This is a genomic window from Streptomyces sp. NPDC031426 (assembly GCF_055581585.1).
On the sequence record NZ_JBVIJE010000007.1, the window covers coordinates 125,071 to 137,762 of the forward strand.

Annotated in this window: 11 protein-coding genes and 1 pseudogene; 6 read left to right on the forward strand and 6 right to left on the reverse strand. The window is 70.2% G+C overall.

Annotated elements, in window-relative coordinates:
- Nucleotides 1-42: 42 nt before the first annotated feature.
- From ACZ5NH_RS16060 to ACZ5NH_RS16070, 3 genes are all read left to right on the forward strand, one after another.
- Nucleotides 43-954: a D-alanyl-D-alanine carboxypeptidase family protein gene (locus ACZ5NH_RS16060; RefSeq protein ID WP_388622977.1), complete on the forward strand. Its 912-nt coding sequence runs from the start codon at nucleotides 43-45 to the stop codon at nucleotides 952-954.
- Nucleotides 955-1,054: 100 nt separating this feature from the next.
- Nucleotides 1,055-1,405: a GntR family transcriptional regulator gene (locus ACZ5NH_RS16065; RefSeq protein ID WP_388622974.1), complete on the forward strand. Its 351-nt coding sequence runs from the start codon at nucleotides 1,055-1,057 to the stop codon at nucleotides 1,403-1,405.
- Nucleotides 1,402-2,427, forward strand: coding sequence for a DUF1648 domain-containing protein (locus ACZ5NH_RS16070; RefSeq protein ID WP_468775673.1), 1,026 nt, complete (start codon nucleotides 1,402-1,404; stop codon nucleotides 2,425-2,427). The genes ACZ5NH_RS16065 and ACZ5NH_RS16070 overlap by 4 nt, the downstream gene beginning before the upstream one ends.
- Before the next feature lie 159 nt (nucleotides 2,428-2,586).
- Here the strand turns inward: ACZ5NH_RS16070 and ACZ5NH_RS16075 are convergent.
- From ACZ5NH_RS16075 to murJ, 3 genes and pseudogenes are all read right to left on the reverse strand, one after another.
- Nucleotides 2,587-3,378 (reverse strand): annotated as a pseudogene (locus ACZ5NH_RS16075) (alpha/beta hydrolase); the annotation flags it as partial.
- Between the two features lie 65 nt (nucleotides 3,379-3,443).
- On the reverse strand, nucleotides 3,444-4,190 hold the full coding sequence (locus ACZ5NH_RS16080) for a hypothetical protein (RefSeq protein WP_468775675.1): 747 nt from the start codon (nucleotides 4,188-4,190) through the stop codon (nucleotides 3,444-3,446).
- Nucleotides 4,191-4,422: 232 nt separating this feature from the next.
- Entirely contained in the window at nucleotides 4,423-5,991 is a 1,569-nt protein-coding gene (murJ, locus tag ACZ5NH_RS16085) for a murein biosynthesis integral membrane protein MurJ (protein WP_468775677.1), read from the reverse strand.
- A gap of 96 nt (nucleotides 5,992-6,087) precedes the next feature.
- Between murJ and ACZ5NH_RS16090 the strand changes: the two genes are divergently transcribed.
- On the forward strand, nucleotides 6,088-6,366 hold the full coding sequence (locus tag ACZ5NH_RS16090) for a hypothetical protein (protein ID WP_468775679.1): 279 nt from the start codon (nucleotides 6,088-6,090) through the stop codon (nucleotides 6,364-6,366).
- Between the two features lie 112 nt (nucleotides 6,367-6,478).
- Entirely contained in the window at nucleotides 6,479-7,477 is a 999-nt protein-coding gene (locus tag ACZ5NH_RS16095) for a BRO family protein (RefSeq protein WP_468775681.1), read from the forward strand.
- An 84-nt stretch (nucleotides 7,478-7,561) separates the two neighbouring features.
- On the opposite strand, the gene ACZ5NH_RS16100 is transcribed toward ACZ5NH_RS16095, so the two are convergent.
- From ACZ5NH_RS16100 to pdhA, 3 genes are read right to left on the reverse strand one after another with little or no spacing between them, the layout of a single operon-like run.
- Entirely contained in the window at nucleotides 7,562-8,953 is a 1,392-nt protein-coding gene (locus ACZ5NH_RS16100; RefSeq protein WP_388622957.1) for a dihydrolipoamide acetyltransferase family protein, read from the reverse strand.
- A 10-nt stretch (nucleotides 8,954-8,963) separates the two neighbouring features.
- Nucleotides 8,964-9,941 (reverse strand): alpha-ketoacid dehydrogenase subunit beta, encoded by a 978-nt coding sequence (locus ACZ5NH_RS16105; RefSeq protein ID WP_388622954.1) that lies wholly within the window; start codon nucleotides 9,939-9,941, stop codon nucleotides 8,964-8,966.
- A gap of 1 nt (nucleotide 9,942) precedes the next feature.
- The gene (gene pdhA / locus ACZ5NH_RS16110; protein ID WP_451551570.1) at nucleotides 9,943-11,142 is read right to left on the reverse strand and encodes a pyruvate dehydrogenase (acetyl-transferring) E1 component subunit alpha; all 1,200 of its coding nucleotides are present in this window, start codon (nucleotides 11,140-11,142) and stop codon (nucleotides 9,943-9,945) included.
- Nucleotides 11,143-11,661: 519 nt separating this feature from the next.
- On the opposite strand from pdhA, the gene ACZ5NH_RS16115 reads away from it, so the two are divergent.
- Nucleotides 11,662-12,678 carry a phosphotransferase gene (locus tag ACZ5NH_RS16115; RefSeq protein WP_451551571.1) on the forward strand — a complete coding sequence of 339 codons (1,017 nt, stop codon included), beginning with the start codon at nucleotides 11,662-11,664 and terminating at the stop codon, nucleotides 12,676-12,678.
- Nucleotides 12,679-12,692 lie beyond the last annotated feature (14 nt).

Genomic DNA, 12,692 nt, shown 5'->3' on the forward strand with positions numbered 1-12,692 from the left:
GCCGCACTTCAGGGGCATTCACGACAATCGGGGTACATCACTTTGATTACCGGCATTAAGGGCACCCGCACCACCCGCATCCGCAGAGCCACCGCCGTCGCCGTCACCTCCGGCGCGCTGCTCGCGACCGGTGCCCTCACCGCGACGCCCGCTCAGGCCCTCACGACGCCCACGATCGTGGCCAAGGGCGGCTACGTGATGAACAACGTGAGCGGTACGACGCTCTACACCAAGGCGGCGGACACCCGGCTTTCCACCGGCTCCACCACCAAGATCATGACCGCCAAGGTCGTGCTCGCGCAGTCGAACCTCAACCTCGACAAGAAGGTGACGATCCAGAAGGCGTACAGCGACTACGTGGTCGCGAACAACGCCTCCCAGGCGCACCTCATCGTCGGTGACAAGGTCACCGTCCGCCAGCTGCTGTACGGCCTGATGCTGCCGTCCGGCTGCGACGCCGCCTACGCGCTCGCCGACACGTACGGCACCGGCACCACCCGTGCCGCGCGCGTGTCGAACTTCATCAGCAAGATGAACACCGCCGCCAAGAGCCTCAAGCTCACGAACACGCACTTCGACTCCTTCGACGGCATCGGCAACGGCAACAACTACTCGACGCCGCGCGACCTCACGAAGATCGCCAGCAGCGCGATGCAGAACTCCACGTTCCGCGCGGTCGTCAAGACGAAGTCGTACACCGCGAAGACGATCACCAAGACGGGCAGCATCCGCACGATGGCCCCGTGGACCAACACCAACGGTCTGCTCAGCAGCTACAGCGGCACCATCGGTGTGAAGACGGGCTCCGGCCCGGAGGCCGGCTACTGCCTGGTCTTCGCCGCCACCCGCAACAACAAGACGATCATCGGCACCGTCCTCGCCTCCACCTCCATCCCCCAGCGCGAGGCGGACGCGAAGAAGCTCCTCGACTACGGCTTCGCCAAGCTCGGCTGACACCTCACCGGACACCCACGGGCCCGTCGCACGCCAGCGGCGGGCCCGTTCCGCTGCCGGGGCGCACAATGAAGCCGATGGTGCTAGTGTCATTGGCACCATGTTGCTGCGTCTGGACAAGACCGACACCCGCCCCCTGCACGAGCAGGTCGCGGCGGCGATCCGGCGGGCCATCGCCGAGGGCGAGTGCCGCACCGGCGACCGGCTGCCCTCGGCCCGCGATCTCTCCACGGCCCTGGACATCAACGTCAACACCGTCCTGCGCGGCCTGCGCGAACTGCGGGACGAGGGCCTGCTGGAGTTCCGCCGCGGCCGCGGGATCACCGTCGCCGAAGGGGCGGCCCGGCGCTCCGGACTGCAGATCAGAGTGCGGGAGCTGGTCGCGGAGGCATCCCGGCTCGGCTACAGCCGCACCGACCTCATCGAGATGATCCGGGGGACCACGACATGACCGACGGGGACGAACGGGCCCGGGACGAGTACGACCGGGACCGCGGCGGATACGAGTGGACGGGTGCCCGAAGGCGCGCCGGGCGCTGGACGCTCGCGGGATGCACGGTGGCCGTCGCCGCGCTGCTCGCGGGCCTGCCCTGGGCCGCGCGCGGCCGGCTGCCCGACCGGTTGGCGACCCACTGGAGCGGGGGTGCCGCCCCCGACGGCTCGATGCCGCTGTGGCAGGCCTCCCTGTTCCCGGCCGGCATCTGGCTGCTGATCGCCCTCGCGCTGAGCGTGCGATGGCGCCGCTCCTGGCCGGCCGCACGCCCCTGGCGGGCGATCGCCCTGGCGCCCACGGCGGCGGTGCTCGTCGGCGCACAGGCCTCCGTCGTCCGCGCGAACCTGGACCGCACCGACTGGCACGAGGCCCGCGAACCGGCGCTCGGAGTAGTGCTCCCCCTAGCTCTCGCGGTGGTCGCCGGGGTGGTGGCCTGGTGGCTGACCACCCGCACCGGCTCCACCCCGCCGGCCGCCCCGACCCCCGCGCTGAACCTGCCCGAGGGCGAGCGGCTGGTGTGGTTCTCCCGCACGGCCAACCCCTGGCTGCAGCTACTGGCCGCACTGACCGGCCTGATCGCCGCCGGCGCGCTGGTGGCACTGGTCGCCGGTCTGGCCAGTACCACCGTGCTGGTCCCGCTGTGCGTCGTCTGCGCCACCGTCTCCCTCACCGGTGCCCTCTCCTCCTCCGTCCAGGCCAAGGTGTCGGAAGCCGGCCTGGAGGTGTCGTTCGGCCCGCTCGGCTGGCCCGCCCGCCACTGGTCGCCGACCGCCATCGAGTCGGCCCGCGCCGAGCGCCGGCAGCCCTCCCAGGTCGGCGGCTGGGGCTACCGCCTCAGCGGCCTCGGCACGACGGTCATGCTCCGCGCCGGCGACTGCCTGGTCGTACGCCCCCGCGGCCGCCGCACGGACTTCGCCGTGAGCGTGGACGACGCCGAACGGGGCGCGGCCCTGCTGAACGCGCTGCGGTCGCGGGACTGAGCCGGCCATGGACATCCAGGGGGAGGACGACGGCGGGACGGCACCCTGGGACACGGCCGCCGCACTGGTCCGGGCCGCCCAGGACAGGAACGCCCTGGCCATAAAGTGACCGGCCCCCGGCACCAGCCGCACACGCAGCTCGTCGGCGTACGGCTCGGCGCCCGCCGGCATCGACGGCACGACCACGTTGTCCCGCTCCTCGCCGAGCAGCAGCGTCGGCACGGTCAGCCGCTGCCGCCGCGCGGTGCCCCGTAGCAGCGCGGGGATGTCGTGCAGGACGTACTGCCAGAACAGGGACTGGACGGCGGGGGCGTTCTCCGAGATGGCGGTGGCGTACTCGGCGACCTCCGCCTGCGTCCACACGGCCGCCGGGTCGGCGACCTGGTGGCGCAGCAGGAAGCGGGTGAAGCCGGGCCAGTGCCGCAGCACGGCCCGCCCGAGCACCGGGTACTCGACGAACGCGGTGTACCACAGCCGCCACAGGTTGGGCAGGACCGCGCGGTGCCGGGGCCAGGGGTGGGTCATGTTCAGCGCGAGGTAGCCGGTGAACCGCTCCGGCGCCCTCAGACACAGCCGGAAGCCGAGATGCGCTCCCCAGTCGTGCCCGACCAGCCCGACCCGCTCCAGCCCGAGGGTGTCGAGCAGCGCGAGCGCGTCGTCCGCCAGGCCGTCCATGTCGTAGCCGCCCGGCGTGATCCGCGACCAGCCGAAGCCGCGCAGGTCCGGGCAGAGCAGCCGGTATCCGTCGCGCCGGTATGCGTCGGCCGGCTGCCCGGCGACCTTGTGCCAGGCGTACCAGTGCTGCGGAAAGCCGTGCAGCATCAGCAGCGGGGTGCCGGTGCCGCCGTACTCGGCGAGATGCATCCGGGTGGAGCGCACGTCCAGCAGACGGTGCTCGGCACGCTCGTCCCTCGGCAGTGGACGGTCTGGACGGTCGGTGTGCGGTGCCATGCCTGACCCCTATCGAGCCGGTGCGGTCCCCCGTCGCGCCCGCGTCGCCGGGTCAGGAGTCGGCGTCAGCGCGAAAGGTTCCCTCCTTTCTGTTCCTTGCCGTCGTCACGGACGGGGAGCTGGTCGTAGGTCTTGAAGGTGTACGAGGCGTCGTACGACAACAGGTTCCCTTCGGCCGCCGGCAGGCCGAGACGGCGGTTGAGGAGTGCGGTGAGGGGTCCGCAGTGTTCGGCGGCCGGGGCGGTGAAGGTGTCGTCGTAGGCAGAGAACTCGATCACCGGAGGGTCCTGGGAGACCCACTTGGAGGGACCGGAGCGCTTCAGCTGGAAGTCGACGGGTTCGCCCGCGCCGATGGTGCAGCCCCGCGGCACCAACGGGCCGAGGAGCCCGAAGCGGAGGCTGAACCGCCCGGTGTAGAAGTCGGACCGCCCGCCGTACTCCGGCTGTATCGCCAGTCCCAGGACGGCCGCGCGATCCCCCGCCGGTGTGCCGGTCAGTCCTCCCGGCACAGCGGTGGGCGAGCTGTGCATCGCACCCCACACCTGGCCCTTGCTGCCGTCCGGCATCGGACCTTCGGCATGCGTCATGGTGATCGGGGCGAGGTTCACCGCAACCGTGCCGAGGGTCAACCGCGGGGCGGCCGTATGCACTTCGCATCTCCATCGCCTCGGGTCGACGCGGTCGGGCAGTGCCGGGCAGTCGCCGAAGTCGGTCGCGGAGGCGACGGTGACGCGAGGCGCCGCGTAGGCCACACCAGGTGCGCACACCGCCGCCGTACCGGCCAGGACGGCGACGCCCGCGAGGGCGGCCACACGGCGGACGGAGGTGGATGAGGCCGAGGATGGTGAGGAGGGTGGGGAGGCGGAGGAAGCCACGTCAGGCGAAGGGGAGGAACCGGGGCGAACGGCAGCGGATTTCGTCATGTCACCAGCGTGCCGCCGCGGTCCCTCCGTCATCATCCGTGACCTCCCCGACGGCACCCTGATCACTCCCTGATGCGGCATCAGGGATGGTGCGCGATACGGCAATTAGTGGCATGCACTGTCAGCGAAAGCCGGGAATCCGCCGAAGCTCGCCGATCCTCAACACCCTGGCCAGCAGCAGATAGACAACGGCGAGTGCCAGCGTGCCGGTGGTGGTTGCCAGGACCGCCCCCGCCGTGCCGTGCCCCACCACCCCGGCACAGCCCCGCGCCGCCGCCCAGCCTGCGACCGCCGCGACGCCTCCGGCGCACAGCAGCTTGCCGTAGGTGCCGCGCAGGGTGCCGTCGTCCAGCCGGCCGCCGGTGCGGCGGCCCAACAGACGGGCGGTGAGGACGAGCCCGGCGAAGTAGGAGACGGTGTAGGCGCCGGCCATGCCGGTGACCGCCCACCGCGCGGGCAGGAGCACATGGCAGGCGGTGGCGAGCGCGATGTCGACGACCCCGATCCACACGGCCATGAGGAACGGCGTACGGGTGTCCTCGAAGGCGTAGAAGCCACGCAGCAGCAGGTACTGCGCGGAGAACGGGATCAGGCCGAGCCCGAAGGCCTGGAGCATGTGCCCCAGGGGCTGGGCCGTGGCGGCGTCGGCGGCGCCGTGGGCGAAGAGGAGGACGGCGATGTCCGGTCCGAGTGCGGTGAACAGGAAGGCCGCCGGGACGATCACGACTCCGCTGACCCGCAGCGCCCGGGACAGATCGGCACGCAGATCAGCGATCCGCCCCTCGGCCGCCGCCTTGCTCATGCGCGGCAGCAGAGCGGTGACGAGCGAGACGGTGACGATGGACTGGGGCAGCATCCAGATGGTCTGCGCGTAGCTGTACGCCGTGTAACCCACGCCCGCCTTCGGCAGCCGCTGGTCGGCGGCGTTGGCGTAGTTGGTGACGACGGTGAGGGCGACCAGATTGGTCAGCACGAACAGCAGCGTCCACTTGGCCGCGTGGATCCCGGACCCGAGTCCCGCGCCGCGCCAGTCGAAACGGGGCCGGAAGCGGAAGCCTGCGATGCGGGCGAAAGGGATGAGCGCGAGGGCCTGCACGGCGATCCCGAGAGTCGTGCCGATGCCGAGCCAGCGGACCTCGGCGTCGGTGACGTCGGCGACCGAGTGCGGGACGGTCATCATCCCGAGGTAGACGCCGAACATCGCCACGAGGACGACATTGTTGAGCACGGGCGTCCACATCATGGCGCCGAACTTCTCACGAGCGTTCAGCACTTGGCCGAGGATGGCGAACAGCCCGTAGAAGAAGATCTGCGGAAGCAGGAACCGGGCGAAGACGACGGTCAGCCGGTACGCCGCGTGCTCCTTGGGCGTGTCCCTTATGTACAGGCTCACGATCTCCGGCGCCGCCCACACGGCGAGCACGGTCCCAACGGCCAGCACACTGACGACGAGAGTCACGAGCCGCTGCTCGTACGCCCGCCCGCCATCGGCATGGGTGGCCCGGGCGCGCACCAACTGCGGCACCAGCACGGCGTTCAGCGCACCACCGATCAGCAGGGTGTACAGACTGGTCGGCACGGTGTTGGCGGTGTTGTACGTGGTCGCGAGCAGCCCCGTCCCGAGCGCGGCTCCTTGCAGCACCTGACGGATCAGCCCGCTGGCCCGCGATACGACGGTCCCCCCGGCCATGAGCACAGAGGCCCGCCCGACGCCCGCTTCCGCTGTGGGTCTCGCATGCCGAGCTGCGGCCTTCTCCCCCGTTACCATGCGCCAAATCTACGGCAGTTGACGATCAACGGCTGCGAGGAAGGTACGGCTTCTATATCGATGGCAAAGACCTTCGAGGGCAGGGCATGGTCCGAGGCACAAGCGGCAGTGGCCACCGGTGAGCTGTCGGCCGGCTGGGCGGTGGAGGACGGCGTCGGCGCGCTTTTCACCGGTGGCGCCCTGACGGAGGCGGTGACGCGTGCACCGAAGGCCCACTTGTACCGGTTGGAACCGGACGGAAACGGCGGAGCCAAGGAACGCGGGGTGCCGTGCCGGCTGCTCCCCCAAACGTGTTGAGCCGCAGGTGTCCGGAGTTTCCCGCAGATTTCACCCCCAATCGTGAACATCACTGTTGCAGCTGGCATATTCGAATTTCTCCGCTCTACGTTCCGCTGCGGAGGTGGTTCACATGAGCGAACCCAGCAAGCGACCCGACTCGTCCGAACGGCACGAGGCGATCGACATCAGCGACTTCGTGTACGCGGCGACCGGAGCCCGCGTGCGGCGGCTGACCATGCCGGACGGAAGTCACTGGTTTCCGGCGGTGGATGTGTGCAGGGAACTGGGGCACACCAGTCCGACCAAGGCACTCTCTGATCACGTCCCCCAAGAGCACCGAGACAGTCTCGAGACCGTGAGCGGACGATACGGTCTCGGCATTCCCGCAGGCAGGGAGTGGCGTCGAGACCTGAATCTCCTCGACCTTCAAGGGCTGCTCCATCTCGTCACTGCATGCACGAAACCTGCTGCCGCCCCTTTCAAGCAGTGGGCCGTGGAAGTGATCGAGACCGTGCAGCGGGAGGGTTCCTACACCCTGGAAGAGGCCGAGGTGCAGCCCCTCGAGCCGGGCGCTCCGATCGCGTACGCCATGCCCGCGCAGGTTGCCGAGGCCATCGTCCGCCTCGAGGCGCACGATTTTCAGCTGGACGAGGAGTTGGCGAACGGTCAGCACAAATCGATCGACCCGCAGGAGGAAACGCTGGTTCTGCGGAGGGAAAAGCTGGCTCTGCAGCGCGAGATGCCGGCCACGCAGAAAGCCACCCTCGCCGTGCAGCAGGCCATGGTCCGGGCCATGGAACGGATCGCGGACCGGCTCGACGCCCTGGTATCGAGCTCTCGGACGCCCGGTGGGCACGCCGGTGTGCTGCCCGCCACGGCTTCCGTACTGGCCGACTGGCGGCAACGCCTCTCCGTCACGACCGACGTATGGACCGTGGCCGTGGTCATCGCCCCGGTTCTCGTGGAGAAGGGCGAGCTGCGCGAGTCGCTCGAATCGATCGCGGCCCGTACGGGCCTCTCGGTGCATCGCGTCAACGAATGTCTGCGGCTGCTGCGCAAACACGCCTGCATCCGATCGCGCGGCGGAGCCGAGGACGGGGCGCCGGTGTACGTGCTGAACCAGCCCTGAACAACTCCGAAGAGCAGAGGGGGCGGCCGCAAGACGAATTTGCGGCCGCGCCCCTCAGGCGCCAACGCTACCCACCCGGAGCCGTCACGCCCAGGTGATCAGCCTCTTCGGCTCCTCCAGAATCGCCGCCACGTCCGCCAGCACCTTCGAGCCCAGCTCGCCGTCGACCAGGCGGTGGTCGAAGCTCAGCGCCAGCGTCGTCACCTGACGCGGCTTGACCTTGCCCTTGTGGACCCAGGGCTGGAGCTTGATCGCGCCGACCGCGAGGATCGCCGACTCGCCCGGGTTGAGGATCGGCGTGCCGGTGTCGACGCCGAAGACGCCGACGTTGGTGATGGTCACCGTGCCGCCCTGCATGGCCGCCGGGGAGGTCTTGCCCTCGCGGGCCGTCGAGACCAGCTCGCCGAGCGCCTCCGCCAGCTGCGGGAGCGTCTTGTCGTGCGCGTCCTTGATGTTCGGCACGATCAGGCCGCGCGGGGTGGCCGCCGCGATGCCCAGGTTGACGTAGTGCTTGTGCACGATCTCCTGGTTGGCCTCGTCCCAGGACGCGTTGATCTCCGGGTTGCGCTTGATGGCGACCAGCAGGGCCTTGGCGATCAGCAGCAGCGGGTTGACCCGCAGGCCCTGCATCTCCTTGTCCTGCTTCAGCTCCTCGACCAGCTTCATCGTGCGGGTCACGTCGACCGTCACGAACTCCGTGACATGCGGCGCGGTGAAGGCCGAGCCGACCATCGCCGCCGCCGTGGCCTTGCGGACGCCCTTGACCGGGATGCGGGTCTCGCGAGCGCCGTCGTAGGACGCGACGGGGGCCGGCGTCACCGGAGCCGCGGCGACCGGGGTCGGCGTCGGCTCCGCCTGCTTCGGCGTGGCCGCCGCGTGGACGTCGTCGCGGGTGATGATGCCGTCCGGGCCGGACGGGGTGATCGTGGCGAGGTCGACGCCGAGGTCCTTGGCCAGCTTGCGCACCGGCGGCTTGGCCAGCGGGCGGGGCCTCTCGGCGACCGCGCCGTGGCCGTGGCCGTTCAGCTCGGTCTGGATCGCCTGGGCCGGCGCCGGGACCGTGACCTCGGGACCCTTGCGGGGGCGGCGCTTGGTGGAGGACGTCGACACGCCGTACCCGACCAGGACCGGCTGGCGGCCCTGCGGCTTGGCCTCGGGCTCGGGCTCCTCAACAGCTGTCTGCGGCTGCTCGACCGGGGCCTCGGCGGCTTCCGCGCCGGCCACCGCCACCGCGATGATGGACGTGCCCACGTCGACCGTGGTGCCCTCGGGGAAGTGGAGTTCGCGGACCACCCCGTCGTAGGGGATGGGCAGTTCGACGGCCGCCTTGGCGGTCTCGACCTCGCACACCACCTGACCGTCGGTGACCGTGTCACCCGGCTGGACGTACCACTTGAGGATCTCGGCCTCGGTGAGTCCCTCGCCGACGTCCGGCATCTTGAACTCGCGTACGGACGCTTCCGTCATCGTCGTCACGACCTTCTCCTCAGTACGCCAGCGAGCGGTCGACGGCGTCGAGCACGCGGTCCAGGTCCGGCAGGTACTCCTCCTCCAGGCGGGCCGGCGGGTAGGGGGCGTGGTAGCCGCCGACCCGCAGGACCGGTGCCTCCAGGTGGTAGAAGCAGCGCTCGGTGATCCGGGCGGCGATCTCCGCGCCGGAGCCGAAGAACACCGGTGCCTCGTGGACCACGACCAGACGGCGGGTCCTCTCCACCGAGGCCTGGATGGCGTCGAAGTCCAGCGGCGACACCGAGCGCAGGTCCAGGACCTCCAGGGACTTGCCCTCCTCGGCCGCGGCTGCCGCGACCTCCTGGCAGAGCTTCACCATCGGGCCGTACGCCGCCAGGGTGAGGTCGGTGCCCTCGCGGACGACCTGGGCCTTGTGCAGCGGGGCGGGGATCGCCTCGACGTCCACCTCGGCCTTGTCCCAGTAGCGGCGCTTGGGCTCGAAGTAGATCACCGGGTCGTCGCTCTGGATGGCCTGCTGCATCATCCAGTACGCGTCCGACGCGTTCGACGGAGACACGATCTTCAGGCCCGCCACGTGCGCGAACAGCGCCTCGGGGGACTCCGAGTGGTGCTCGACCGCGCCGATGCCGCCGCCGTAGGGGATGCGGACGACGACCGGCATCTTGACCTTGCCCAGCGAGCGCGCGTGCATCTTCGCGAGCTGGGTGACGATCTGGTCGTAGGCCGGGAAGACGAAGCCGTCGAACTGGATCTCCACCACCGGGCGGTAGCCGCGCAGCGCCAGACCGATCGCGGTACCGACGATGCCGGACTCGGCCAGCGGGGTGTCGATGACGCGGCTCTCGCCGAAGTCCTTCTGGAGGCCGTCCGTCACCCGGAACACGCCGCCGAGCTTGCCGACGTCCTCACCCATGACGAGGACCTTGGGGTCCTCGTCCAGGGCGCGGCGCAGCGACTCGTTGATGGCCTTTGCCATCGCCATCTTCTCGGCCATCTCAGCGACCCCCTTCAGCTGCGTCAGCGAACGACGCCTGGTAGGCGGCGAACTGCGCTCGTTCCTCGTCGACGAGCGCGTGCCCGTCCGCGTACACGTTCTCGAAGATGGCGAAGTGGTCCGGGTCGGGCATGGCACGGACCGCTTCGCGCACTCGTTTGCCCAACGCCTCGGACTCGGCCTCGAGTTCCGCGAAGAATCCCTCGTCCGCGTGGTTTGAGACCTCCAGGTACCGGCGAAGGCGCAGGATCGGGTCCTTCGCCTCCCACGCCAGCCGCTCCTCGTCGCCGCGGTAGCGGGAGGGGTCGTCGGAGGTGGTGTGGGCACCCATGCGGTAGGTGTACGCCTCGACCAGGGTGGGGCCCTCGCCGCTGCGGGCGCGCTCCAGCGCCCACTTGGTGACCGCGAGGCAGGCCAGCACGTCGTTGCCGTCCACGCGTACGCCCGGGAAACCGAAGCCCTGCGCGCGCTGGTAGAGCGGCACACGGCTCTGCTTCTCGGTCGGCTCGGAGATCGCCCACTGGTTGTTCTGGCAGAAGAACACGACGGGCGCGTTGTAGACCGCGGAGAAGGTGAACGATTCGGCCACGTCGCCCTGGCTGCTCGCGCCGTCGCCGAAGTAGGCGATGACCGCGCTGTCGGCGCCGTCCTTGGCCACGCCCATCGCGTAGCCGGTGGCGTGCAGCGTCTGTGAGCCGATGACGATCGTGTACAGGTGGAAGTTGTTGCCGTTGGGGTCCCAGCCGCCGTTGTTCACGCCGCGGAACATGCCGAGCAGGTTGGTCGGGTCGACGCCGCGGCACCAGGCGACGCCGTGCTCGCGGTAGGTCGGGAAGACGTAGTCGTCGTCGCGCAGCGCCCGGCCGGAGCCGATCTGGGCGGCCTCCTGGCCCAGCAGGGAGGCCCACAGTCCCAGCTCGCCCTGGCGCTGCAGGGCGGTGGCCTCGGCGTCGAAGCGGCGGGTGAGCACCATGTCGCGGTACAGGCCGCGCAGGTCTTCGGGGGTGATGCCGGCGACGTAGGCGTCGTACTCGGCGTTCTTGACCCGCTTGCCCTCCGGCGTCAGCAGCTGTACGAGCTCCGGTTCGGTGCTCTTCTTCGCGGCGGCGCGGGTGGTGCGGGTGGTCTTGCTGCCGGTGGTGCCGGCCTTGCCTGCGGCGCTGCGTCGCGGCTTGCGCGCGGCACTGCTGTCCACGGTCACGTGTGCTCCTCCGTCGTTCCGGCCCCCGGGGTTGCCGGTAGGCCAGTGCGGCTCACCTGTTTCGACCACCGGGCACGGGGTGGGTGCCACTCGGCCGGGTACAGGCGTGACAGGTGCCCCGGCGAGCGCCCTGCAACCATCACGTTACCCAGTGCTCCACATTTCTGTGAAACCCCACCTGACCTGCGATTTTGCTTGGATTTCCAAGTAAATCGGGGAGGTGTGGAAGCGTGCTGGTCACAGCCCTGCTTCAACGCCGAAGCAACGGAACGTTAACCCGCTCACCCGTGTCACGGGAAGAGTCGAATTGTTTGCGTGTGAACCCGGCTGCGCCGCTTATGCCATCCGTATCCAGGGCGAGAAGGACGGAAGCAGCGGAACCATTTGACAAAAGCCCACGGCATGCTCATCGAGTGACCGAAAGCGATCACCGGCGACCGTCTGTGACAAGCCCCAGCTCACGGCGGTTTTTCGTGCCCTAACATCTGCGGCGTGCCGCGCTCATGTGTACCACCCCTTGTGTCCCTCGCGCCCCCTCTGGGCGCCCTGCTGCGCCTGTACGCCGCCGGTACCGCCCTCACCTGTGAGCCGGTCGACCAGGGCCTGCTGAACCGCGGCTACCGGCTGCGCACCACCCGCGGCCGCTATTTCCTCAAGCACCATTTCGATCCGGACACCGCCGACCCGGCAGCCATCGAGCGCCGGCACCGCGCCACCCAGCGCCTGGCCGACCTCGGCGTCCCCGTCGCCGTACCGCTCGCGCACCGCGAGGGCCGCACGGTCGCCGTCGTCGGCGGCCACGCCTACGCCCTGCACCCCTGGATCGACGGCAGGCACCGCCACGGCGGACAGCTCACGCGGGGGGAGAGCGCACGCCTCGGGGCGCTCCTGGGCGCCGTGCACGCCTGTCTTGAGCGTGTGATGCCACCCAAGGGGCGCACGCGCCCGGCCACGAGCCCTCACCCCGTGGAGAGCGCGGACCCCGCCGACACCTTCACGCTCATCGACGACCTGCTCGCCCATGTGCGCCGGCACCGCCCCGCCGACGCCTTCGACGAGCTGGCCCGGCACCGGCTGCTGGAACGCCGGACGCTCCTGGAGCAGCACACGGACCGGCGCCCGCCGCGCGGCGGGCCGGTGGGCTGGGTGCACGGCGACTTCCACCCGTTCAACGTGCTCTACAAGGACGGCACCCCGGCGGCCATCGTCGACTGGGACCGGCTGGGTGTGCAGCCCCGCGCGGAGGAGGCCGTACGCGCCGCGGCGATCTTCTTCGTACGCCCCGCGGGCACCCTGGACCTGCCGAAGGTACGCGCGTACGCGCGCGCGTACCGGCGCGCGGCCGGCGCCAGGGCCGCCGAACTGGCGGCGGCCGTGCACCGGGTGTGGTGGGAGCGGCTGAACGACTTCTGGATGCTGCGCTGGCACTACGAACGCGGTGACACGCGCGCGGACTGCCAGTTCCCGGCCGCGTCGGCGCTCGTGGTGTGGTGGACACGCGAGTACGACGCGGTGTGCGACGCGTTCACCGAGTGACGGCGCCTGCCCTG

What these genes read in the sequence shown, in the direction of transcription:
- ACZ5NH_RS16065 (WP_388622974.1), top strand. Translation starts at nt 1,055, where the DNA reads ATGTTGCTGCGTCTGGACAAGACCGACACCCGCCCCCTGCACGAGCAG.
- ACZ5NH_RS16070 (WP_468775673.1), top strand. Translation starts at nt 1,402, where the DNA reads ATGACCGACGGGGACGAACGGGCCCGGGACGAGTACGACCGGGACCGC.
- murJ (WP_468775677.1), bottom strand. Translation starts at nt 5,991, where the DNA reads ATGGCCGGGGGGACCGTCGTATCGCGGGCCAGCGGGCTGATCCGTCAG.
- ACZ5NH_RS16095 (WP_468775681.1), top strand. Translation starts at nt 6,479, where the DNA reads ATGAGCGAACCCAGCAAGCGACCCGACTCGTCCGAACGGCACGAGGCG.
- ACZ5NH_RS16105 (WP_388622954.1), bottom strand. Translation starts at nt 9,941, where the DNA reads ATGGCCGAGAAGATGGCGATGGCAAAGGCCATCAACGAGTCGCTGCGC.